Raw genomic sequence first — 1,009 nt, forward strand, 5'->3', positions numbered from 1 at the left:
GCTTTCGCGCCGATCGCGGGGGCTGCCGCGGCTGAGGGCGACCTCGGCCACCAGCAACTCGACCCTCTCCTCGCGGTGCTGAAGAAAATCCCCGCCGACGTGCCCGCGGAAGACCGGTCCGGCGCGGAACAGATCCTGGTCAACCTCGCTCGCCACGCCGGCCCGCAGCAGATCGCCAACGGCGGCGCTGAGCTCCTGGCCCACCTCGATCCCGACGGGAACGAGCCGAAGGACGAAGACCTCAAGCCACCGTCCCGCGAGGTGCATCTGCGGAAACGTGATGACGGCTGGTGGCGGCTCAACGGTTTGCTGGATCCGGAGTTCGGTGCGAGAGCGAACGCGTTGTTCGAGACGTGGGGACAACGAAGACCCGTCGACGAGGACGGTAACCGCGACCCCCGCACCCCCGGCGAGCGCCACGGGGACGCACTCTTCGACGCGATCCACTACGCCATGACCAACGACAAAGCCCCCACCTTGTCCGGAGACCGCACCACCATTGTGGTCACCATCCCGCTGGACACCCTGACGTCAGGACTGGGGATGGCGTGTGTGGACGAGGTCACTCAGATCACCGCACGCCATGCCCGCCTGCTGGCCTGCGACGCCAAGATCATTCCCGCGGCACTGGGGTCGGAGAGTGAGCCGCTTGATATCGGCCGCGCCGCCCGCACCGTCACCCCCGCCCAACGACGAGCCCTCAACCTCCGCGACCACGGCTGCGCCTTCCCCGGCTGCCATAGGCGGCCCAAGCACTGCGAAGCCCACCACATTCTTCCGTGGGGTCACCTCGGCGACACCGACCTGAACAACCTGTGCCTCGTATGCCGCTACCACCACATGGTCATCCACGGACAATCCGGCTGGACAGTCCGCATGGGCTCAGACGGGCGGCCGGAGTTCATTCCGCCGCAATACCTGGACCCGTTACAGAAGCCACGTCGCAACCATCGCTGAACCCCGAGAAGCCCGCCACCACCACCGGCGACGGGCCCCTCGACATACCCAC

Annotated in this window: 1 protein-coding gene; it reads left to right on the forward strand. The window is 67.3% G+C overall.

Annotation, left to right across the window (positions count from 1 at the left end; genetic code table 11):
• On the forward strand, positions 1 to 957 hold a 957-nt coding region (locus B0293_RS42140), incomplete at its 5' end, for an HNH endonuclease signature motif containing protein (RefSeq protein WP_039920192.1).
• Positions 958 to 1,009: the final 52 nt, after the last annotated feature.

The organism is Amycolatopsis azurea DSM 43854, assembly GCF_001995215.1.
Lineage (GTDB): Bacteria > Actinomycetota > Actinomycetes > Mycobacteriales > Pseudonocardiaceae > Amycolatopsis > Amycolatopsis azurea.